The sequence below is a fragment of the Pseudomonas lundensis genome (assembly GCF_001042985.1).
GTDB classification, from domain to species: domain Bacteria; phylum Pseudomonadota; class Gammaproteobacteria; order Pseudomonadales; family Pseudomonadaceae; genus Aquipseudomonas; species Aquipseudomonas lundensis.
In genome coordinates, this window is sequence record NZ_JYKY01000010.1 from 108,782 (window position 1) to 130,437 (window position 21,656).

Annotated in this window: 16 protein-coding genes; 14 read left to right on the plus strand and 2 right to left on the minus strand. The window is 59.9% G+C overall.

Annotated features, from left to right (window positions below; all coding sequences use genetic code 11):
* Nucleotides 1–89: 89 nt before the first annotated feature.
* The 7 genes from acs to argR all read left to right on the plus strand — a co-directional run bounded on the left by acs (nucleotide 90) and on the right by argR (nucleotide 7,866).
* The gene (acs, locus tag TU74_RS10585; RefSeq protein WP_048376401.1) at nucleotides 90–2,045 is read left to right on the plus strand and encodes an acetate--CoA ligase; all 1,956 of its coding nucleotides are present in this window, start codon (nucleotides 90–92) and stop codon (nucleotides 2,043–2,045) included.
* 553 nt (nucleotides 2,046–2,598) lie between these two features.
* Nucleotides 2,599–3,381 carry an ABC transporter substrate-binding protein gene (locus tag TU74_RS10590; RefSeq protein WP_047282953.1) on the plus strand — a complete coding sequence of 261 codons (783 nt, stop codon included), beginning with the start codon at nucleotides 2,599–2,601 and terminating at the stop codon, nucleotides 3,379–3,381.
* Between the two features lie 90 nt (nucleotides 3,382–3,471).
* Nucleotides 3,472–4,161: an ABC transporter permease gene (locus TU74_RS10595; protein WP_047276980.1), complete on the plus strand. Its 690-nt coding sequence runs from the start codon at nucleotides 3,472–3,474 to the stop codon at nucleotides 4,159–4,161.
* Nucleotides 4,158–4,856 (plus strand): ABC transporter permease, encoded by a 699-nt coding sequence (locus TU74_RS10600; RefSeq protein WP_047276978.1) that lies wholly within the window; start codon nucleotides 4,158–4,160, stop codon nucleotides 4,854–4,856. The genes TU74_RS10595 and TU74_RS10600 overlap by 4 nt, the downstream gene beginning before the upstream one ends.
* A 3-nt stretch (nucleotides 4,857–4,859) precedes the next feature.
* Nucleotides 4,860–5,972 carry a succinylglutamate desuccinylase/aspartoacylase family protein gene (locus TU74_RS10605; RefSeq protein ID WP_047276977.1) on the plus strand — a complete coding sequence of 371 codons (1,113 nt, stop codon included), beginning with the start codon at nucleotides 4,860–4,862 and terminating at the stop codon, nucleotides 5,970–5,972.
* A gap of 23 nt (nucleotides 5,973–5,995) precedes the next feature.
* Nucleotides 5,996–6,760: an ABC transporter ATP-binding protein gene (locus tag TU74_RS10610; RefSeq protein ID WP_047276975.1), complete on the plus strand. Its 765-nt coding sequence runs from the start codon at nucleotides 5,996–5,998 to the stop codon at nucleotides 6,758–6,760.
* A gap of 125 nt (nucleotides 6,761–6,885) precedes the next feature.
* The gene (gene argR / locus TU74_RS10615; RefSeq protein WP_047276973.1) at nucleotides 6,886–7,866 is read left to right on the plus strand and encodes a transcriptional regulator ArgR; all 981 of its coding nucleotides are present in this window, start codon (nucleotides 6,886–6,888) and stop codon (nucleotides 7,864–7,866) included.
* 3 nt (nucleotides 7,867–7,869) lie between these two features.
* On the opposite strand, the gene TU74_RS10620 is transcribed toward argR, so the two are convergent.
* Entirely contained in the window at nucleotides 7,870–12,000 is a 4,131-nt protein-coding gene (locus TU74_RS10620) for a leucine-rich repeat domain-containing protein (RefSeq protein ID WP_048376403.1), read from the minus strand.
* A gap of 396 nt (nucleotides 12,001–12,396) precedes the next feature.
* Between TU74_RS10620 and TU74_RS10625 the strand changes: the two genes are divergently transcribed.
* The 7 genes from TU74_RS10625 to astE all read left to right on the plus strand — a co-directional run bounded on the left by TU74_RS10625 (nucleotide 12,397) and on the right by astE (nucleotide 20,056).
* On the plus strand, nucleotides 12,397–13,617 hold the full coding sequence (locus TU74_RS10625) for an aspartate aminotransferase family protein (protein WP_048376405.1): 1,221 nt from the start codon (nucleotides 12,397–12,399) through the stop codon (nucleotides 13,615–13,617).
* Nucleotides 13,618–13,704: 87 nt separating this feature from the next.
* Nucleotides 13,705–14,724, plus strand: a complete 1,020-nt coding sequence (gene aruF, locus TU74_RS10630) for an arginine/ornithine succinyltransferase subunit alpha (protein ID WP_047278117.1) — start codon at nucleotides 13,705–13,707, stop codon at nucleotides 14,722–14,724.
* Between the two features lie 55 nt (nucleotides 14,725–14,779).
* Nucleotides 14,780–15,817 carry an arginine N-succinyltransferase gene (gene astA, locus TU74_RS10635; protein ID WP_047276965.1) on the plus strand — a complete coding sequence of 346 codons (1,038 nt, stop codon included), beginning with the start codon at nucleotides 14,780–14,782 and terminating at the stop codon, nucleotides 15,815–15,817.
* Nucleotides 15,814–17,286, plus strand: a complete 1,473-nt coding sequence (astD, locus tag TU74_RS10640) for a succinylglutamate-semialdehyde dehydrogenase (RefSeq protein WP_169894669.1) — start codon at nucleotides 15,814–15,816, stop codon at nucleotides 17,284–17,286. The genes astA and astD overlap by 4 nt, the downstream gene beginning before the upstream one ends.
* A 35-nt stretch (nucleotides 17,287–17,321) precedes the next feature.
* Nucleotides 17,322–18,668, plus strand: a complete 1,347-nt coding sequence (gene astB / locus TU74_RS10645; protein ID WP_047276960.1) for an N-succinylarginine dihydrolase — start codon at nucleotides 17,322–17,324, stop codon at nucleotides 18,666–18,668.
* A gap of 64 nt (nucleotides 18,669–18,732) precedes the next feature.
* A complete protein-coding gene (locus tag TU74_RS10650) occupies nucleotides 18,733–19,020 on the plus strand; it encodes a hypothetical protein (RefSeq protein WP_047276959.1) in 288 nt (95 codons plus the stop codon).
* 13 nt (nucleotides 19,021–19,033) lie between these two features.
* A complete protein-coding gene (astE, locus tag TU74_RS10655) occupies nucleotides 19,034–20,056 on the plus strand; it encodes a succinylglutamate desuccinylase (protein ID WP_048376409.1) in 1,023 nt (340 codons plus the stop codon).
* Here the strand turns inward: astE and TU74_RS10660 are convergent.
* Nucleotides 20,041–21,522, minus strand: a complete 1,482-nt coding sequence (locus TU74_RS10660; RefSeq protein ID WP_053069992.1) for a M91 family zinc metallopeptidase — start codon at nucleotides 21,520–21,522, stop codon at nucleotides 20,041–20,043. The two genes, astE and TU74_RS10660, sit on opposite strands and share 16 nt — an antisense overlap.
* Nucleotides 21,523–21,656: the final 134 nt, after the last annotated feature.

Sequence of the window (21,656 nt, forward strand, 5' to 3'; positions counted from 1 at the left end):
TTACTACCAACGTCGAATGGAACTCACGCGGTGGCCCGGCTACAACAGGGTCATAAAACAACAACTACAAAAAAATTGAGGTGTGGAACATGAGTGCAGCTTCCCTGTATCCCGTACGCCCCGAGGTCGCAGCCAACACGCTGACCGATGAGGCGACCTACAAGGCGATGTACCAGCAATCTGTCGTCAACCCGGATGGTTTCTGGCGCGAGCAGGCCAAGCGTCTCGACTGGATCAAGCCTTTCACCACGGTCAAGCAGACCTCTTTCGACGATCACCATGTCGACATCAAATGGTTTGCCGACGGCACCCTCAACGTGTCCTATAACTGCCTGGACCGTCATCTGGCCGAGCGCGGCGATCAGGTGGCGATTATCTGGGAGGGCGATGACCCTTCCGAGCAACGCAACATTACCTACCGTGAACTGCACGAAGAAGTGTGCAAGTTGGCGAACGCCTTGCGCGGTCAGGACGTGCACCGTGGCGACGTGGTGACGATCTACATGCCGATGGTGCCCGAGGCGGTCGTGGCCATGCTGGCCTGCACCCGTATCGGTGCGATTCACTCGGTGGTGTTTGGCGGCTTCTCGCCTGAGGCGCTGGCCGGTCGCATCATCGACTGCAAATCCAAGGTGGTCATTACCGCCGACGAAGGTATTCGGGGCGGCAAGCGCACGGCGCTCAAGGCCAATGTCGACGAAGCGCTGACCAACCCAGACACCTCCAGCGTGCAAAAGATCATCGTGTTCAAGCGCACCGGCGGTGACATTGCCTGGTACAAACACCGTGACATCTGGTACCACGACCTGATGGCCGTCGCCTCAACGCACTGCGCGCCAAAAGAGATGGGCGCTGAAGAAGCGTTGTTCATCCTTTATACCTCCGGCTCCACCGGCAAGCCCAAGGGCGTACAGCACACCACCGGTGGCTACCTGCTGTATGCGGCCCTGACCCATGAGCGCGTGTTCGATTACCGCCCGGGCGAGGTGTATTGGTGCACGGCCGACGTGGGCTGGGTCACCGGTCATACCTACATTGTCTACGGGCCGCTGGCCAACGGTGCCACCACGGTGCTGTTTGAAGGGGTGCCGAACTACCCGGACATCACCCGCGTGTCGAAGATCATCGACAAGCATAAGGTCAACATCCTCTACACCGCGCCTACCGCCATTCGCGCCATGATGGCCGAGGGGCAGGCAGCCGTAAAAGATGCAGACGGCTCCAGTTTGCGTTTGCTGGGGTCGGTGGGCGAGCCGATCAACCCCGAAGCCTGGAGCTGGTACTACACGACCGTCGGCAAAGAGCGCTGCCCGATTGTCGATACCTGGTGGCAGACCGAAACCGGTGCGTGCCTGATGAGCCCGCTGCCTGGCGCGCATGCCCTCAAGCCCGGTTCGGCGGCACGGCCGTTCTTCGGAGTGGTGCCTGCGCTGGTGGATAACCTGGGCAACATCCTCGAAGGTGCCACCGAGGGCAATCTGGTGATCCTCGACTCGTGGCCGGGTCAGGCGCGCACGCTGTACGGCGATCACGACCGCTTTGTGGACACCTACTTCAAGACCTTCCGCGGCATGTACTTCACCGGTGACGGCGCGCGCCGTGACGAAGATGGCTATTACTGGATCACCGGGCGTGTGGATGACGTGCTTAACGTTTCCGGGCACCGCATGGGCACGGCTGAAATAGAAAGTGCGATGGTTGCGCACCCTAAAGTTGCCGAGGCCGCCGTCGTTGGCGTGCCGCACGACATCAAAGGGCAGGGTATTTACGTCTACGTCACGTTGAATGGCGGGGAAAAGCCCACAGACGCACTGCGTCAGGAGTTGAAAAACTGGGTCCGCAAAGAGATCGGTCCCATTGCGTCGCCCGATGTCATTCAGTGGGCGCCGGGCCTGCCCAAAACCCGTTCGGGCAAAATCATGCGCCGCATTTTGCGCAAGATCGCCACGGGTGAGTACGACGGGCTGGGGGATATCTCGACGCTGGCCGATCCGGGCGTGGTGCAGCATTTGATTGAAACCCATAAAGGTATGAAGGTCGCGTAACACCGGCTGGCATTAAACACGCCCCGCCTGGCACTGTCAGGCGGGGCTTTTTTGTGGTTGATCCAAAGGGTGGATGTGTAGGAACAGGCTGGCGCGCAGTAGGTTTGGTCCTACGCAAAGCGAAGAGGTGTTACCGCGTGTGTAACCGGGTGCACGAAAACGGGGCTTTGCGAAACGAAAAGCACTGTTTTGGCGCCGCCAGTGTGGGCCAAATAAATTAGATGAAACGCTGCACTTGCCGGAATAGAAGGCTTTGCGAATAATAGGCCCGCTATTTGCAACTCATATAGGTTCTGCACCTTTTGCTATTGCATAATTATGAAGAGCTGTCAATGCCTGGAGTCGCCTTTCTCGGTGCATTTGTAATTAGTTGTCGCATTGAAGAAATAACGGCTTGAAGCCTGTCGTTAGAATGCCGATCACTCGCTCGTCGTTGTTGTGTTGACCTCAGCACAACGCCAGTAGGACGTGGCGCCGCATTCCCGGTTTAACCTCCGCATATTGGGCTCACGCTCACTCTGCATTTTTTGCCCTTTACCGATGGAGTCCTAAGATGAAGAAACTCGTGCTTCTTGGCGCCCTGGCACTGTCTGTGCTGTCCCTGCAGGCTTTTGCTGATGAAAAACCTCTGAAAATTGGTATCGAAGCTGCGTACCCTCCGTTTGCCTCCAAGGCCCCGGATGGCAGCATTGTCGGCTTTGACTACGACATCGGTAACGCCCTGTGCGAAGAGATGAAGGTCAAGTGCGTTTGGGTTGAGCAAGAGTTCGATGGCCTGATCCCGGCGCTGAAAGTGCGCAAGATCGACGCCATCCTGTCCTCGATGTCCATCACCGACGACCGTAAAAAATCCGTTGATTTCACCCATCGTTACTACCTCACTCCAGCACGCCTGGTGATGAAGGACGGCACTGCGGTCGGCGACAACCTGGATGAACTCAAAGGCAAGAAAATCGGTGTGCAACGTGGTTCGATCCACGACCGTTTTGCCAAGGAAGTGCTGGCGCCTAAAGGAGCCACTGTTGTTCCTTACGGTTCGCAGAACGAAATCTACCTTGATATCCAGGCCGGTCGCCTTGATGGCACCGTTGCCGACGCCACCCTGCTGCAAGACGGTTTCCTGAAAACCGACGCAGGTAAAGGTTACGCGTTCGTAGGCCCGCAATTCACCGACGTCAAATACTTTGGTGACGGCGTAGGCATCGCGGTACGCAAGAACGATGCGCTGAAAGACAAGATCAACACGGCCATCGACGGTATCCGTGCCAACGGCAAGTACAAGCAGATCCAGGACAAGTATTTCGACTTCGATATTTACGGCGCTGACGCGAAGTAAACCATCGCAGCACCCTGTCCGAAATGGCGCAAGCAACAGGATTTCTGAAGTTTGCGCCATTTTTTCATCCAAATTTTGAGGACCTGAATCATGTTGAAAGGCTACGGGGCTGTCATCCTCGATGGTGCTTGGCTGACGCTTCAGCTCGCCTTGTCGTCCATGGCCCTGGCCATTGTTCTAGGTCTGATCGGTGTTTCTTTGCGCCTGTCGCCGGTGCGCTGGCTGGCCTGGTTGGGCGATTTGTATTCCACCGTCATTCGCGGCATTCCCGATCTGGTGCTGATCCTGCTGATCTTCTACGGCGGTCAGGACTTGCTGAACCGCGTCGCGCCCCTGTTGGGCTATGACGATTACATTGATTTGAACCCGCTGGCGGCCGGTATCGGCACCTTGGGTTTCATCTTTGGTGCGTACTTGTCCGAAACCTTTCGGGGTGCCTTTATGGCCATTCCCAAAGGGCAGGCGGAAGCCGGCATGGCGTATGGGATGAGCAGCTTTCAAGTGTTTTTCCGGGTGTTGGTGCCGCAGATGATTCGTCTCGCGATCCCGGGCTTTACCAACAACTGGCTGGTGTTGACCAAAGCCACGGCCCTGATCTCGGTGGTCGGGTTGCAAGACATGATGTTCAAGGCCAAGCAGGCGGCAGATGCCACTCGCGAACCTTTCACCTTCTTTCTGGCCGTCGCGGCGATGTACCTGGTGTTGACCAGCGTATCGCTGTTGGCGTTGCGACAACTTGAGAAGCGCTACTCGGTAGGCGTTAAGGCGGCTGATCTATGATCTTCGACTACAACGTCATTTGGGACAGCATGCCGCTGTACCTTGATGGCCTGCTGGAAACCCTCAAGTTGCTGGGTATTTCACTGTTCTTCGGCTTGCTGGCGGCCGTGCCGCTGGGGCTGATGCGCGTCTCCAAGCAGCCGCTGGTCAACTTCCCGGCCTGGCTCTACACCTATGTGATTCGCGGCACGCCGATGCTGGTGCAGTTGTTCCTGATCTACTACGGGCTGGCCCAGTTCGATGCAGTGCGCGACAGTTTCATGTGGCCGCTGTTGTCCAGCGCAACCTTCTGCGCCTGTCTGGCCTTTGCCATCAACACCAGCGCCTACACCGCCGAAATCATCGCCGGTAGCCTCAAGGCCACGCCCCACGGCGAAATTGAAGCGGCTAAGGCGATGGGCATGTCGCGCGGCAAAATGTACCGCCGCATTCTGTTGCCGTCGGCCATGCGCCGGGCGCTGCCGCAGTACAGCAACGAAGTCATCATGATGTTGCAGACCACCAGTCTGGCGTCCATCGTGACCCTGATCGACATCACGGGTGCGGCGCGTACCGTGAATGCGCAGTACTACCTGCCGTTCGAGGCCTACATCACCGCCGGTGTTTTCTACCTGTGCCTGACGTTCATTCTGGTGCGCCTGTTCAAACTGGCCGAGCGCCGCTGGCTGGGCTATATGGCCCCGCGCAAGGCCTGACCCATGGAGCGTATCGATCATCCCTTGCCCTGGAGCAGCCTGGGCACCGAGCGTCATCTGTCGGTGTTTCGTTTTGGTACGGGTGAGCGCAAGGCCTACATTCAGGCCAGCTTGCACGCCGACGAACTGCCCGGCATGCGTTGCGCCTGGGAGCTGAAAAAACGCTTGAGTGCGCTAGAAGCGCAAGGGTTGTTGAACGGCGTGATCGAACTGGTGCCCGTGGCCAATCCGCTGGGGCTCGGGCAATTGCTGCAAGGCAATCACCAGGGGCGTTTCGAGTACGGCAGCGGCAAGAACTTCAACCGCGATTTTGTCGAGCTGAGTGCGCCGGTTGTGGCACGGCTTGAAGGGCGCCTTGGGGATGACCCGCGCGCCAATGTTCATCTGATCCGTCAGGCCATGCGCGACGTGTTGTCAGAGCTGCCACCTGCGACCAGTCAGTTGCAAGGCATGCAGCGTGTGCTCCTGAGCCACGCCTGTGATGCCGACGTGGTACTCGACCTGCATTGCGATGCCGAAGCGGCCCTGCACATGTACGCCTTGCCCCAGCATTGGCCGCAGTGGCGCTCGCTGGCTGCGCACCTGAATGTGCGGGTTGGCCTGCTGGCTGAAGATTCGGGCGGCAGCTCTTTTGACGAAGCGTGCTCCTTGCCCTGGTTGCGTGTGCAGCGTCACTTTGGCGACGCGCCCATTCCGCTGGCCTGCATGGCCACTACCGTGGAGCTGGGCGGGCAGGCAGACACCGGTCGTGATGAAGCGCAGCGTTATGCCGAAGGGATTCTGGCGTTTCTCGCCGAGCAAGGGCTGATCGGCGGGCAATGGCCGGCTGCGCAGCATGAGGCGTGTGAAGGCATGCCTTTCGAAGGGACTGAGTTGTTGTTTGCACCGCACCCCGGTGTGGTGAGTTTTTTACGTCCGGCGGGCGCCTGGGTTGAACCAGGCGAGCCGCTGTTCGAAGTGATTGATCCTTTATCCGACCGGGTGAGCACGGTATGCGCAGGTACGGCCGGTGTGCTGTTTGCCGTTGAGCGCCTGCGATATGCCCAACCCGGTTTCTGGCTGGCCAAAGTGGCGGGGCGCGAGCCGCTGCGCCACGGGCGCTTGCTCAACGACTGACTGTTTCTGTGAGAACCGACAGCATGTACAAACTTGAAGTCCAAGACCTGCATAAACGCTATGGCAGTCATGAAGTGCTCAAAGGCGTTTCTCTGGCCGCCAAAGCGGGCGATGTGATCAGCATCATCGGTTCCAGCGGTTCCGGTAAAAGTACGTTTTTGCGCTGTATCAACCTGCTTGAGCAGCCCCACGCGGGCAAAATCCTGCTCAATGGCGAAGAGCTCAAGCTCATTGCCAACAAGGACGGCGGGCTTAAGGCCGCTGATCCCAAGCAACTGCAACGCATGCGTTCGCGGTTATCGATGGTGTTTCAGCATTTCAACCTGTGGTCGCACATGACCGCGCTGGAAAACATCATGGAAGCGCCGGTGCATGTACTGGGCATGTCCAAAACCGAAGCGCGGGAAAAAGCCGAGCACTACCTGAACAAGGTGGGCGTTTCCCATCGCAAGGAGGCTTACCCTGGCCACATGTCGGGCGGCGAGCAGCAGCGGGTGGCCATTGCCCGTGCGCTGGCGATGGAGCCGGAAGTCATGCTCTTCGACGAGCCGACCTCGGCCCTCGACCCGGAGCTGGTGGGCGATGTGCTGAAAGTGATGCAGGATCTCGCGCTTGAAGGCCGCACCATGGTGGTGGTGACTCACGAAATGGGCTTTGCCCGCGAAGTGTCTAACCAATTGGTGTTCTTGCACAAAGGGATCGTGGAAGAAAGCGGCAACCCGCGCGAAGTACTGGTCAATCCGCAATGTGAACGTTTGCAGCAGTTCCTCTCAGGTAGCCTGAAGTAACTGTGATTTCAAGACTGCCGTTGTGCACCAAAATAGGTCATGCTCCGCATCCTGCGCGGCTGGCCTAGGCTGAGTGTCTGGCGCATGTGGTTCCTCACTCTCGTTTTCGTTCCGGATAGCACGCTATGACCGCCCATCGAATTGGTTTTCTCATTTGGCCCAGCACCAAAGCCTTGACCCTGGCGCTGGCCGAAGAGGCGTTGCGTGTTGCCCAGCGCGTGCACCCGGAAGTCGTTTACGAGTTGTTGTTCCTGCAAGCCGAACCTCCGGTAGAGGGCGCCTGGCATTTACCCGGAGAGCCTTGGGCCGGCAAGCTTGAGGGCTGCCAAAAGCTCTTTCTGTTGGCCGACGAGCCGCCGGGCCCCGTGCCCTCGGCGCTGGGGACCGCCCTTAAGCAGGTGGTGCGGGCCGGGTGCGTGATCGGCGGGTTGTCGGCGGGTGTCTATCCTTTGGCGCAGCTGGGGTTGTTGGACGGTTATCGTGCGGCCGTTCACTGGCGTTGGCAGGATGACTTTGCCGAGCGTTTCCCCAAGGTGATTGCCACCAGTCACCTGTTTGACTGGGACCGCGATCGTCTCAGTGCCTGTGGCGGCATGTCGGTGCTGGATCTGCTGCTTGCCGTACTGGCCCGCGACCACGGTGCCGAGCTGGCGGGCGCGGTGTCCGAAGAGCTGGTGGTGGAGCGCATTCGTGAAGGGGGCGAGCGCCAGCGCATTCCGTTGCAGAACCGTCTGGGTTCCAGCCATCCCAAGCTGACTCAAGCGGTATTGCTGATGGAAGCCAACATTGAAGAGCCGCTGACCACCGACGAAATCGCCCAGCATGTGTGCGTGTCCCGTCGGCAGTTGGAGCGGATCTTCAAGCAGTACCTCAATCGCGTCCCTAGCCAGTACTACCTTGAGCTGCGCCTGAACAAGGCCCGGCAAATGCTGATGCAAACCAGCAAATCGATCATCCAGATCGGTTTGTCGTGCGGCTTTTCCTCCGGGCCGCACTTCTCCAGCGCCTACCGCAACTTCTTCGGCGCCACCCCCCGTGAAGACCGCAATCAGCGCCGCAGCAGCAGCCCGTTTGAGTTGTCATCGGCGCCTGCCGAGCGCGGCTGATCGCTACTCCTCAACGGGCTCAGGCTCGTTGGCGTTATCCACATCAAATTCGACGTTCATGTCGATGCCGGTTTGCGCAAAGTAAGTGCGCACCCGCTCAAGGCTTTCTTCGGACAGAGGATTGCCTTCGAGGTCGAGCGCTTGTGTGACGGAAGCGGGTGCCTCAAACAGGGTCGCGGGTAACTCGACGATCAGGTTTTCACTTAAATCAACCACTTCAAGCTGCGTGAGCCCCAGTATCGAATCGGGAAATGCCGTGAGTTCGGCATTGCTCATGTGAAGGGTGTTCAGATTCGGCATGTTGCTGAAATCGGGCGTAATGTTGAGCGGGTTGTCGTCCAGGTCGATGTATTCCAGGTGTTCCATGCCGCCCAGACGGTGCGCGGTGTCAGGGGTTAGCGTGATTTCACTGCTTTCCAGGTGCAGGTCGGTAAGGTTCTCCATCGAGAGTATCGACTCAGGCACCGCGTCCAGTGCAAACCCTTGAAGGTGTACCACGCGCAACCTCGGAAAACGCTCAAGAAACTCGCTCACCCCGGTCACCGGTCCTGCACCTCTCAAGGACAGGTAGGTCACATGGCTGAAATCAGCGCTGATCGGCGGCATGCTGTCGGCGATTGGCCGTGTGAACGTCAGCTCATACCCATCGCGATCGGGGTCTGCGTGGTAGTTGTCGAATGCGGTTTGCCGACGCCAGCACCGTTCCAGCTCGCGGCTGAACGCGTGGCGGTCCTGAACATTGGCCCGGCGCGCGTTGGGCGGCAGCATGTCACCGGTTCGCGGGTTCACCGCGGGCGCATCGACGGTCCAGGCTTCAAGGTCATCGCGCAGGGTTTGCAGTGCTTGCCCAAGCTCGGTGAGTGCTTGATTGGCCTGGGCGCGGTCGACAGGCAGAGTCCGAATGATGCGTGCCCGTTCCCTTATATTCAGACTCGGGTACAGCTCATAGACCCGCCGGTCGATCAGGTCGGGCGTCTGTCCTGGCGCATCGGCGCCCAATAACGGATAGCCCTCGGCCTTGAGCCTCGGCAGGCTTTGCGGGTCGAGGTTCAGTGCCGTGCGCGGCGGTTCTACATGCGCGCTGACCCGGTTGCGCGGCAGCAGTGGATGCTGACGCACGGCGTTTTTCAGGTCATTGCCCTGGCCGACATGTGGAAACCCCAGTTGACGGCGCTCGGCATCCGGCAGTGCGTGCAGCAACGCGTCATACAGGTCGGCCGGGCCGTGTAATTCCTGATTCAACGCATCGCGCGCGCTGTAACCCTGCGCTGACTTGATCAGTACTTTACGCAGCGGTGCCTGCGCGTCACCGAGGCTGTCGAGCAGGGGGCCTTCAAAGTGGTCTTCACGGATTTCCAGACGCAGCTTTTTGGACCAGCCGGGCAGGGATTCAACGGTCCTCAGGATCAGCCAGGGCGTGTGCGGGCTGGCGGCCGAGTCGAGAAACAAGCCCTCGTAAGCGCGGTTGATGCGGGTTTCATGCACATACTGCTGCGCCAGGCTTTCGAGGCGTTCGGGGAGTGTGCGCTGATTGAGCAGTTGCAGAATTTCGTCCCCATGGGCATTCCAGATCAGTTCCTGTGCCGCCGAAGTTGGCAGTTCGGGGTAGGTCGTTTGTAGCCATTTGACCTCGTCACTGACGGGCCATTGCGGGGTTGAATAGCGCGAGGTGAACACCTCGAAACGCTGGCGGCGCGCCTCTTGCGCCAAGCGCAGGCGCAGGCGCCGGAGTTGAAGGGGCGAGTTTGGCAGCGGATCACCGAATGCCGGGTCGAGCCCTAACAGGGTTTTCGCATCCGGCGCATCCAGGGCCTGGAGGACGTCGTTGAGCAGCTCGCCCTGACGCACGCGGGTGTGGCTGATGTCTATGCGTTGCGGGGCGCCGGAGCGAGGCGGGTAGTCGGCCATGACCTCGCCACTTTCGCTGATGACCCTCACGCCTTTACTGAAGGTCCAGACGTCGCGACTGGTCAGTATTTGCAGTTGGGTTTGAGCGTCGGCTCGCTGTTGCACGGCTGGGTCGTGGCTTTCCATGTCGTCGATAAAGCGCTGGAGGTCGTTGTCGATGTTGAAGCGTTGAAGGCTGTCGACGAGCAAGGCGGGCGCAGGCAGCGCATCCGCATGCAGACGGCGCAGTACAGACGGTGTGGTATCGGTGAGGGCTAGCAGGCGGGCAGCTTGAATGTCCGGGAGGTTGGCGGCGCTGGAGTTGAGGCGTTTAAACAGGCGCGCATCCTCCCAGTCAAGCGGCTGTTCCGTTTCGGCCGACCAGGCGCCCATGCCGTTGTGGCGCAAGCGGGGCGAGTAGGCGCGCAGGCGATCGGGGTGTTTGATGCGGTAGCGCGGGCTGCGAGCCTCTTGTTCGACGCGGTAGGTTTTATCTTCAAGGGTCAGGTATTGCGCATCGTCATGCAGCTGCAAGCCGAGGGCGTTGCTTGGTGCATGGGCGGGCACCGGGTCGGGGTGTTCGTAAGGTGTGAGGTCCGGTTCCCACAATCGGGTTTCACCGGTGGGCAGCGTGACGGGCTTCAAGCGAGCAATAAAGGGTGACAGTGCATCGCTGGCGATTTTGCCGCCAATGACCAGGGCGCCTGCCTGGGTCAGGCTGGAAATGACGTTGAACACGTGGTCCCAGGCTTCGAGGGTTTTTCCTTCGCTCCAGTCCTTGATGCCTTCATAGGCGTCATCCAGCACCTGCCAGGCCATTTGCAGCAACATCAATTCCCCGAGCCCCGGCACGAAAATGGCCCCGACCATTTCGAGGCCGTTGAGCGCCCATTCACCGATTTGCTTCAGGCGTTCGTGACGCTCGTGGCGTGTTTTCTGATCTTCGGCATCTGTGCTGACTGCAATCAGGGGCGCATCGGCCAGCAGTTTTCGGCGTTTCTCATAAAACAGGTGCTCGTCGAATGCCTGGAAAACATGGACGAGGGTGTACGTCAGCACCGGGTGTTCAATCGGGGTGGTGCGAACTACCTGCGGGTAGTCTTCGGGCCGTCCTTGACCCTCGGGGAGGTCAGCCGGGTCGACGGTGATGTGAAACAGCGCACGCTGCACTGCGCCGAAGAATGCTCCCAGATGCTGCTGATCGATGAAGCGGCTGAAGTACTGCTGGTAGGCGGGGTCTCGCAGTTGTTGAGCCAGCTGTGCGACGAAGTCAGCCAGCGAGGCATAGCGCTTGAGCGGGTGCTGCGGATCATCCGGTACGTACGCGACGATTTCAGCGTTGTCCGGGGTGGACGCCGGGTAGGCGCTAAAAACGAGAACCCCGCTCAGCGCGGTGCCGAGCACCGTCATGCTGTGGGGGTAAAGGGGCGCGGGCCCGCCGCTCGTCCAACCCCTGACCTGGCCCAGGTCATTGAGTGACTCATGCAGGTTGCGGCTGATGTGCTGGTGCGCCAATGCATGGTGGGTGCAGGCCGTCAGGGCGGTTTTGACGTATTCGCGAACGGCTGTTTTCAACGCGCGCGCCTGGCTGCGGTCGGTCACGCCCAAGGCGTCGTCCAGATGCATTTTGTACTGCCGGCCGAGATCCAGTTGCCGGCACAGTGAGATAAAGCCCGCAATGGGGACTTGAGCGGTCAGTGCTTGCAGTACCTGATACTGCCCGTCAGCCGAGGGTTGGGTGATGAAGCCGGAATCGGTTGTATGGGCATCCGGTTCGGCTTCGAAAGCTTCGAAGTTGTGCAAGGCCGCGTCCAGCAGTGAAACGCGCCAGTTTTTAACCGCGCCCGTGTTAAGGCCGAAAATCGGCGTGGTCAGCGGGATGTACAAGTTGATAAAGGTGCGCTTGAGGTCCAGCGCGGGATCGACGTGGTACTGGCGCTGCAGCGCTTCGCGTAGCAAGGGCGTGGCAAATGCCTCGATGTTTTGCAGCGTGTCGAATACCTGGCGCAGGGCGTGATGGGATGCCCAGTGATTGATATGGCTCTGGTTGAGTGAAGCCTGCTGCGCATAGGGCAGTTCGGGCGGCCAATGCCGGGGGGCCGGTTTCACTTGCCTGAGGGTGTGTCGCGCCTGTTCGGGAGCTTGCATCAGCCAGTCGGGCAACGATTGCGTGAGGTGCGCTTGATGCAGCAGCGACGGGCGCGCACGTGCGGGCGCGTCTGGAATAGCAGGGGTGGTGTCAGGCATGTGCAGGCTCATTGATCGGCAGTGAAGAGTGATCAAGATCGTCCGCGAAGGGGTTGAGGAAAAGCGCAAATACCTGCTTAAAACCGTGGGCCACGCATCGCAATTGTGCGATCGCGCGATACAGGAATAGCCCCGTCTGCGCGTTGAAGCTGTCGGGGGGCAATGCCGATGTCGGGGGAACTGTAAATCAACCCAACGTGGCGCTGCCGTTAACGGGGCCCAACGTTTAAACTGCGCCTTTGTGACGCAATATGTCGCATTGCCGAAACCCTGGGAAAATCGTGGTTGAGCGCTATAAGAAGTTGTCGCTTGGCGGCAAGGCGTGATGGTCACGTGTCCTTACAATCCCCCCATCGCTCGCCAGTTTAGGCAGGCGTTCCTCTTCAGGAGACTCCGATGTCCGTTGAGCAAGCCCCGGTGCAACGCGCCGATTTCGATCAGGTCATGGTGCCCAACTACGCACCTGCGGCCTTCATTCCTGTGCGCGGTGCGGGTTCCCGAGTGTGGGACCAGTCGGGCCGCGAGCTGATTGATTTCGCGGGTGGCATCGCCGTTAACGTATTGGGCCATGCGCATCCGGCACTGGTCGGTGCGCTGACTGAGCAGGCCAACAACCTGTGGCACGTGTCCAATGTGTTCACCAACGAGCCGGCGCTGCGCCTGGCCAAAAAACTGGTGGATTCGACCTTCGCCGAGCGCGTGTTCTTCTGCAACTCGGGCGCTGAAGCCAACGAAGCGGCTTTCAAGCTCGCACGCCGTGTGGCCCATGACCGCTTTGGTCCTGAAAAATACGAAATCATTGCCGCGCTCAACAGCTTCCACGGGCGCACCCTGTTCACCGTTAACGTGGGCGGGCAGTCAAAGTATTCCGACGGCTTCGGGCCAAAAATCACCGGCATCACCCACGTACCGTTCAATGATCTGGACGCGCTCAAAGCGGCCATTTCCGACAAGACCTGCGCCGTTGTTCTGGAACCGGTACAGGGCGAGGGTGGCGTGTTGCCTGCCGAGCAGGCTTACCTGCAAGGCGCCCGTGACCTGTGCAATCAGCACAACGCGCTGTTGGTGTTCGATGAAGTGCAAACCGGCATGGGCCGTACGGGCGAGCTGTTTGCCTATATGCACTACGGCGTGACTCCGGACATCCTCACCAGCGCCAAGAGCCTGGGCGGCGGTTTCCCGATTGCGGCCATGCTTACCACCGAGTCGCTGGCCAAGCACTTGGTGGTCGGTACGCACGGCACCACGTACGGCGGTAACCCGCTGGCGTGTGCGGTGGGCAATGCGGTGATCGACGTAATCAATACCCCTGAAGTACTGGACGGTGTGAAAGCCAAGCATGACCAGTTCAAGACCCGTCTTGAAGCCATCGGTCAGCAATACGGCCTGTTCACACAGGTGCGGGGGCTGGGCCTGCTGCTCGGCTGCGTGTTGAGCGATGCCTGGAAAGGCAAAGCCAAGGACATCTTCAATGCCGCCGAAAAGGAAGGCTTGATGATCCTGCAAGCGGGCCCGGACGTGGTGCGCTTTGCGCCGAGTCTGGTGGTGGACGAGGCCGATATCAAAGACGGTCTGGACCGCTTTGAACGAGCCGTGAAGACACTGACTCAAGCCTGATCGGCCCCCCCTGAGGGGCGCGTGCCTGCGCGCTCCCCTCAGGGTTTTCTTCGTTTCTTTCTATTTCAAGAATTAAGGAGTGACACCATGCTGGTGATGCGCCCTGCGCAAATGGCTGACCTGGGCGAGGTACAGCGTCTGGCTGCGGACAGCCCGATTGGTGTCACTTCATTGCCGGACGATGTGGAACGCCTGCGCGACAAGATCGCCGCGTCCGAGGCATCGTTCGCCGCCGAGGTGAGCTTCAATGGTGAAGAAAGTTACTTCTTCGTCCTCGAAGACACGGCCACCGGCACGCTGGTGGGCTGTTCGGCCATCGTGGCGTCGGCCGGTTACTCGGAGCCGTTCTACAGCTTCCGTAACGAGACCTTCGTTCACGCCTCCCGCGAGCTGAAGATTCACAACAAGATCCATGTGCTGTCGCAGTGCCACGACCTGACCGGTAACAGCCTGCTGACCAGTTTTTACGTGGTCCCGGAGCTGGTGGGTTCGACGTTTGCCGAACTCAATTCCCGTGGCCGCCTGCTGTTCGTCGCCAACCACCCGGAGCGCTTTGCCGACTCGGTGGTGACGGAAATCGTCGGCTACAGCGACGAAAATGGCGACTCCCCGTTCTGGGATGCCATCGGCCGCAACTTCTTCGACCTCAACTACGCCGCCGCCGAGCGCTTGTGCGGGCTGAAAAGCCGGACCTTCCTTGCCGAGCTGATGCCGCATTACCCGATCTACGTGCCGCTGCTGCCCGACACCGCGCAAGAAGCCATGGGCCAAGTGCACCCGCGGGCGCAGATCACCTTTGACATCCTGATGCGCGAAGGCTTTGAAACCGATCATTACATCGACATTTTCGACGGTGGCCCGACCCTGCATGCGCGGGTGTCGGGTATTCGTTCGATTGCGCAAAGCCGCGTGGTGCCGGTGAAAATCGGTGAAGCGTGCAAAGGCGGCGGCCGCCAGTACCTGGTGGCCAATGCGCAGCTTCAGGACTACCGCGCCGTGTTGCTGGAGCTTGATTGGGCGCCGGGCAAGCCGGTCACGCTGGACATGGAAGCGGCCGAAGCCCTGGGCGTTGGCGAAGGTGCCAGCGTGCGAGTGGTTGCGGTTTAACGCTTTAGAGCGAGTTTCGCGGGGTTCGTCAGCGAGCCCTGCATGAGGAGATAGCATGATCGTTCGTCCTGTACGCAACAGCGATTTACCTGCCCTGATCGAACTGGCCCGCAGCACGGGAACCGGTCTGACCACGCTGCCCGCCAATGAAGAACGCCTGCTGCACCGCGTGACCTGGGCCGAGAAAACCTTTCGCGGTGAAGCCGAACGCGGCGATGCCGACTACCTGTTTGTACTGGAAGACGACGACGGCAAGGTGGTCGGTATTTCGGCCATTGCCGGCGCCGTGGGCCTGCGTGAGCCGTGGTACAACTTTCGCGTCGGGCTGACCGTCAGCGCGTCGCAAGAACTGAATATTTACCGCGAAATTCCGACGCTGTTTCTGGCCAACGACCTGACCGGCAATTCGGAACTGTGCTCGCTCTTTCTCGGCGCGGATCACCGCACCGGCCTGAATGGCCGCTTGCTGGCCAAGGCGCGGATGCTGTTCATCGCCGAGTTCCCCGAGCTGTTTGGCAACAAGATCATTGCTGAAATGCGCGGCATGTCTGACGAAGCCGGGCGTTCGCCGTTCTGGGAAAGCCTGGGTCGGCACTTTTTCAAAATGGAATTCAGCCAGGCCGACTACCTGACCGGGGTCGGTAACAAAGCGTTCATTGCCGAGCTGATGCCCAAGTTTCCCGTGTACACCTGCTTCCTGTCCGAAGACGCGCGCGCCGTGATCGGCAAGGTGCACACCCACACCGAGCCGGCCCTGAACATGCTTAAAAGCGAAGGGTTCAGCTATCAGGGCTACGTCGATATCTTTGACGCGGGCCCGGCGGTGGAGTGCGAGACCGACAAAATCCGGGCGGTGCGCGAAAGCGAAGCGTTGGTGCTGGCCATTGGCACACCGGGCGACGACGCCACGCCTTACCTGATTCACAACCGCAAGCGCGAGGACTGCCGCATCACCGCCGCCCCGGCGCGTCTGGCCGCGGGCACGCTGGTGGTCGATCCGATGACTGCCAAGCGCCTGCAATTGAGCGCTGGCGATCAAGTGCGCGCGGTGACGTTATCCGCCCAGCCAGTGGCCCCACGGGAGAAGCAATAATGAGCACGTTGTACATCGCAGGCGCATGGCAAAACGGGCAGGGCGAAGCCTTTGAATCGCTGAATCCGGTCACCCAGCAGGTGCTGTGGTCAGGCCAGGGCGCCGATGCCAGCCAGGTGGATGCCGCCGTCAACGCAGCGCGTCAGGCGTTTGCGGGCTGGGCCAAACGTTCTTTCGACGCACGCCTGAAAGTGCTGGAAGCCTTTGCCGACAGCCTCAAGGCCAACGCCGACGCGCTGGCGCGCTGCATCGGTGAGGAAACCGGCAAGCCGCTGTGGGAATCGGCCACTGAAGTCACCAGCATGATTAACAAGGTGGCCATCTCGGTTCAAAGCTACCGTGAGCGCACGGGCGAGAAGAGCGGCCTGCTGGGGGATGCCACGGCCGTGCTGCGGCACAAGCCCCACGGCGTGGTGGCGGTGTTCGGCCCTTACAACTTTCCGGGGCACCTGCCTAACGGTCACATCGTTCCGGCCCTGTTGGCCGGTAACTGCGTGGTCTTCAAACCGAGCGAGCTGACACCCAAAGTGGCCGAGCTGACCGTCAAGTGCTGGATCGAAGCCGGTCTGCCTGCCGGGGTGCTGAACCTGCTGCAAGGCGCGCGCGACACCGGTATTGCGCTGGCGGCCCATGCGGGTATCGATGGCCTGTTCTTCACCGGGTCGAGTCGCACCGGTAACGCCTTGCATCAGCAGTTTGCCGGTCGCCCGGACAAAATCCTGGCGCTGGAGATGGGCGGCAACAACCCGCTGGTGGTCGATCAGGTGGCTGACGTTGAAGCGGCGGTGTACACGATCATTCAGTCAGCCTTTATTTCAGCCGGTCAGCGCTGCACGTGCGCGCGCCGCTTGCTGGTGCCCGAAGGCGCCTGGGGCGACAGCCTGCTGACGCGTCTGGTCGAGGTCAGCCAGCGCATTGAAGTGGGTGCGTTCGATCAGCAGCCTGCGCCATTCATGGGCTCGGTCATTTCGTTGCAGGCCGCGCGGGCCCTGATGGATGCGCAAGAAGTACTGCTCGGTAGCGGGGCGGTGGCCCTGCTCGAAATGAGTCAGCCAGACAGCAATGCCGCGCTGCTTACGCCGGGCATCCTCGATGTGACCGAAGTCAGTGAGCGTAGCGATGAAGAGTTGTTCGGCCCGTTGCTGCAAGTGATCCGTTACGCTGATTTCGACGCCGCGATAGCGGAGGCCAATAACACAGCCTTTGGTCTGGCTGCCGGTTTGCTGTCCGATTCCGAAGCGCGTTATCAGCAGTTCTGGCTCGAAAGCCGTGCCGGCATCGTCAACTGGAACAAGCAGTTGACCGGGGCTGCCAGCAGCGCGCCTTTTGGCGGAATCGGCGCTTCGGGTAACCACCGTGCCAGTGCGTATTACGCCGCTGATTATTGTGCTTACCCGGTGGCCTCGCTGGAAACGCCGACCCTCGCGTTACCGACGGCGCTGACGCCGGGCGTACGTTTGTCATTTTGAAGTGCTTATAAAAACCGTTTGCCGGAGCCTCGCTGATGAAGTCCTTTGAAGTCAATTTTGACGGTTTAGTGGGGCCGACCCATAACTACGGCGGGTTGTCCTTCGGCAACGTCGCGTCCCAGAGCAACAGCCAGCAGGCTTCCAACCCCCGGGAAGCCGCGCTGCAAGGCCTGGAAAAAATGAAAGCGCTGATGGATATGGGCTTTGTTCAGGGCGTTCTGGCTCCGCAAGAGCGTCCGGACGTGGCCGCCTTGCGCAGCCTGGGGTTTGGCGGCACCGATGCGCAGGTCATTGAAAAAGCGGCGAAAGAAGCCATGCCCTTGCTGGTGGCCAGTTGCTCGGCATCGAGCATGTGGGTGGCCAACGCAGCGACGGTCAGCCCGAGTGCCGACACGGCAGACGGGCGCGTGCATTTCACTGCCGCCAACCTTAACTGCAAGTTCCATCGCAGCATCGAACACCCGACCACCAGCCGTGTGCTAGGGGCAATGTTTGCGGACCCTGAGCATTTTGCTCACCACGCAGCCTTGCCGGCCGTGGCGCAATTTGGTGACGAAGGCGCGGCCAACCACACCCGGTTCTGCCGTTCATACGGCGAAGCGGGCGTTGAATTCTTTGTCTATGGGCGCAGCGCGTTCGACAGCCGTTACCCGGCCCCGCAGAAATACCCGGCACGCCAGACGCTTGAGGCCTCTCAGGCGGTCGCGCGGCTGCACGGCCTGAGTGACGCGGGCGTGGTGTTCGCGCAGCAGAACCCGGCTGTCATCGACCAGGGCGTGTTCCATAACGACGTCATTGCGGTGGGGAATGGCGAACTGCTGTTTCATCACCAGGATGCCTTCCTGAACACCGAGCACGTGCTGGCCGAATTGCACGGCAAGCTGCAGGCACGTGGGGCGGCCTTCCAGTCTATTAGTGTGCCTCGCGACCAGGTGGCCGTTGAAGATGCCGTGCGTTCGTACCTGTTCAACAGTCAATTGCTGAGCCGCGCCGATGGTTCGATGCTGCTGATCGTGCCAGAAGAGTGCCGCAGCAACCCGCGCGTCTGGCAGTACCTGCAAAGCCTGACCGCCAGTGGCGGGCCGGTCCGTGAGGTCAAGGTGTTCGATCTCAAGCAAAGCATGCAGAACGGCGGCGGCCCGGCTTGCCTGCGGCTGCGGGTCGCACTGAAAGAAACAGAGCTGGCGGCGGTCAATCCGGGGGTTATCATGACGCCCGCGTTGTACGGCACGCTCACCCGCTGGGTGAACACGCACTACCGCGATGCGCTGCGCGAAAGCGATCTGGCGGACCCGCAGTTGCTGCTTGAATGCCGGACGGCACTGGATGAACTGACGCAAATCCTTAAACTGGGCGCGGTCTATCCATTCCAGATCAATTGAATAGCGCCTTGTACCGGCATTGATGCCGGTCCTGGCCACTCCACTTTTCACTGAGTACGAAACTATGAGCGATTCCCTGCAGCTGATCCTTGAAGACACCGACGGCACGCAATTGCAAACGTCCTGCACCCGCGTGGCGGTCATGTGGCAGGGCAAAGAGCTGTGGATTCAGCAAGACGGCCGCGGCCAGTTGCTGATCGGTGTAGACGTGGAAGAAGGCGACGCCGAATATGCCAACCTGCTGTTGCGTCCATTGGCCACCAACCTGGTGAGCCTGCAACTGGAAATGGAACCGGCTGACATGAGCGATGACGAAGACGGTCACGTCCACGGCCCGGACTGCAATCACTGATTAAGGATGCACTATGCTCGCCCTCGGCAAACTGCTTGAACTGACCCTGGCCGGTCGCGAACCGGCCCAGAAAATTCAACTGACGGCCGATGGCGTGCGATTGCGCTGGCTAGGCGAGGGTGCGCTGGAGGTGACGCCGCCCGGTGGTCAGGACACGGGTCTGGATTTACTCTTGTCAGCGGGCATTCACGGTAACGAAACAGCGCCGATCGAACTGCTCGATCGCCTGTTGCAAGGCATCGCACGGGGAGACATCAAACCGCGTGCACGTATTTTGTTCTTGTTCGGCAATCCGGGTGCCATGCGCACCGGTGATCGTTTTGTCGAGGAGGACCTCAACCGGTTGTTTAACGGCCGTCACGAATGCAGCTGCGGCTCTGAAGCCCTGCGCGCCTGTGAACTGGAGCAACTGGCCACGGCGTTTTTCAGCCTGGCTGGCCGGACCCGTTTGCACTATGACCTGCACACCGCCATTCGCGGTTCGAAACTTGAACAATTTGCCTTGTATCCGTTCAAGGAGGGGCGCGCCCCTTCACGTCGCGAACTCGCGCGTCTGCGCGCGGCGGGGATGGAAGCGGTCTTGTTGCAAAGCAAACCGTCGATTGTCTTCAGTGCCTTCACCTGTGAACAACTGAATGCCGAGGCGTTCACTCTTGAGCTGGGCAAAGCGCGGCCGTTTGGGCACAACGCCGGGGTCAATGTCGAGCGTCTTGAACAACGTTTGAAACAGATCATTGAAGGCACTGAGCCGTCGCTGGAAGAGGCGTCGCTGGACGGTTTGCAGCTGTTTAGTGTGGCGCGGGAAGTGATCAAGCACAGCGAGGCGTTCATCCTGCATTTGCCGGCCGATGTTGAGAACTTTTCAGAGTTGCCCAAAGGTTATTTGCTGGCCGAAGATGCCGGGAAAACCCGCTGGATCATTGAAGAAAAGGGCGCGCGGATCATCTTTCCCAATCCAAAGGTCAAGAGTGGCCTGCGCGCCGGAATCATTATTGAGCCTGCGTCCGAAGCGTTGCTGGATCAATCATTGGCGTAATAAATGTAGGTTTTGCGCAGTTGCAGGCCCCGCTCCTCGAGTAACGCATTTTCGGTGTAGGGGGTTGGGTTAGTGACGCGGGCGGGGGGCGACGGGTCGGCGTCGAAGTCAAACGGTTCAACATTGCACGGCAGCCCAACGACCTGCAGTTCGAGGTTATTGACCATGGGCGCGGACTTGGTCCCGCTGTGGCCGTCAGGGCTCATCCCCTCGAAGACCGAGCCTGTTACAAAGTTATAGGCATGACACAATTCGTGATACAGCGTTGCGAGCGGGATGTCTTCGGTTTCTGAATAGGTCGGGTTGTAGTAAACCGTGCCGCCATAGGCCCGCGTACCCGGCCTTCCCGATACAACGAAGGCGGTGCCGTCATTCAAAGTGGGGACATACAGGCCGTTTCGCACATGCTTGAACTCGGCAATGGTGATGGGTTTTTTGCTGTCACGGATGCTTTTGGTCAGTGCCTTTAACAGTTGATGGCCATTGGCAGAGCCGAGCAATAACCTGAGGTCGTCCTGAACCCGCTCAGTGAACATGTCGCTGCCTTCGATCATCAGTCCAGTCTCGGACAGTGGCTGTGACGTGACCTTGAAAACCGTTCCAATTTGCGTGTCGGGCGTAATCCTGCCTTCTGAGAGGGATGTAATGTCGCTGCCTGTGAAGATCCGGTCCGTGTCCTTGATGTTGTCGAGGATGTTTTGCCCGGCGCCCGTGTAGATCACGTTAGTGGCCGGGCCTGCGGTGATCAGGTCATCCCCGTCGTTGCCACTGATGATGTTATGGCCCTGCCCACCGATGAGGACGTCGTCACCTTTACCGCCATCCACAAAGACCCTGCCTGCATCTCCCCGGAAAAAGTCGGCGCCACTGCCCAGATAAGCCGTGGTAGTGCCTGAACCACTGACATTCACGATGTCATTGCCCTGGCCCGTATTGATATAACTGCGCCCGGCGCCGGTCATCACCATGTCGTCGCCAGCCCCAGTGATGACGTTTGATTTTTTCGCGAGGGTGACCACGGTGTCATTGCCGTCACCGGTTTGGATATGAAACGGATTTTTGAAGGCGCTGGCGACATACACCGTGTCGTCACCGTGTGAGGTGTGGAGTTCGATGATCTGTCGGCTGCTGGCGGGGCGAATGTTGAAGCGCTGGTGGTTGAGGTCAATCACGATCGTGTCGTTTTCGCCTTGAGTCACGAAGATGGACGAACGTGGCGCTGTAGAGCGGAACTCCAGCCGGTCAACAGGTCTTTCGAAAAACACACCCTCAGTGACGTAGCGCACGATCGAGGCATACGTGCTCAGGTGCAGCAGGCTTCGGGTGGTGGTTTGGGGGGCGTGCGGTGTGGGGCTGGAAACGGTTTTTTCGATCAGTTCCGGCGGTGCTGTGTCGCCGCCGTCTATATCAAACTGATGGCGTGCAGGTTCGGGACCCGCTGTTGCTGAAGGGGGGGAAGGGCACATAGGCAAGACTCCATCGCAGTGTGTTCAAACGTCTGGGGGTTCCCAGTGGCAACGATTGAAACGCGTTGAGGGCTTGCAGGTGCTTTAGATAGTTAGTGCGCGATCCCGACGGCCCGCAGGCGGGGCAGTCGGGA